Origin of the sequence: Halorubrum tibetense (assembly GCF_042661865.1) — an archaeon.
Lineage (GTDB): Archaea > Halobacteriota > Halobacteria > Halobacteriales > Haloferacaceae > Halorubrum > Halorubrum tibetense.
Genome location: NZ_JBHSWW010000515.1, coordinates 1 through 972 on the forward strand (window position 1 = coordinate 1; position 972 = coordinate 972).

Below are 972 nucleotides of genomic sequence, written 5' to 3' on the forward strand. Positions count from 1 at the left end.
CGAAGTCGCACCGCGGATCCCGCAGTGGGGACGGGTCGCGGACGGCGATTGGGCGGCCGACTGGGGGCCGTTCGACGAGCGGGCGGTGCCGCGCGGGATCGAGCAACGCTACCGGGAGGGCCGCGAGTGGCGTGACACCGCGCTGTTCGACGCCTTCCGCGAGCAGCTCGCGCGGTTCGGCAACGCGTGGGGGTACACCGATGTCGACGGGTTCGACAAGCGGTGCCGCGAGATAGACCGCCTCCACGACGCGATACGCGAGGACGGCTACCGCCGTCAGGAGCAGCTCCACGGGCCGAGCGGCTACACGACGACGGCCCGGCTCGACGAGATCAACGTCGACATCGGCCGGGACGGGGAGCTGTACTGGCGGGCGTACGGCCAACACCGGCTCGCGCTCGCGAAGCTGCTCGATATCGGCTCGGTTCCGGTGCTCGTTCATCGTCGCCACGCGGCGTGGCAGGCCGTTCGGGACGCACGCCGGAGCGACGTACCGCCTCCCGACCGGGCGGTCGGCGGTCGCGAGGACGGGAATCCGGACGACCGCAACGAGGATCCGGACGACCGCAACGGGAACCCTGACCGCCACGACGCGCATCCGGACCTCCACGATCTCGGCGGGGTGCCCGAACGATGACGGAGACTTCCCGGTCATCCTCGGCGGGCACGGTCGGCGGTCCGTTCCCGTGGACCGTCGCCGGAGCGGGGACCGTGGTCACGGTCGCGCTCGTCGCGCTCGGCTTGGCGTGGGAGGGGAAACCGACCCCGGCGTTCGTCGGCGGCGTCGCCGTCGTGTTCCTCGCGGTGACGGCCGTCATCCATCGCTCGATGGTTCGGGCGGGAACGGCACACGGGAGACAGCCGATCACCGCCGCGACGTGGGTGACTGTCGTCCGAGCCGGGTTGGTGGCGGCTTTCGCCGGCTTCCTGTTCACCGAGCCGCCGGGCGGGTCGGCGGCGTGGGTCCCGGCC

Annotated in this window: 2 pseudogenes; both read left to right on the top strand. The window is 72.3% G+C overall.

Going from position 1 to position 972, the window contains the following annotated elements:
- A pseudogene (locus tag ACFQEU_RS16625) lies at positions 1-637 on the top strand (hypothetical protein); the annotation flags it as partial.
- A pseudogene (locus ACFQEU_RS16630) lies at positions 634-972 on the top strand (hypothetical protein); the annotation flags it as partial. The pseudogenes ACFQEU_RS16625 and ACFQEU_RS16630, both read left to right, overlap by 4 nt.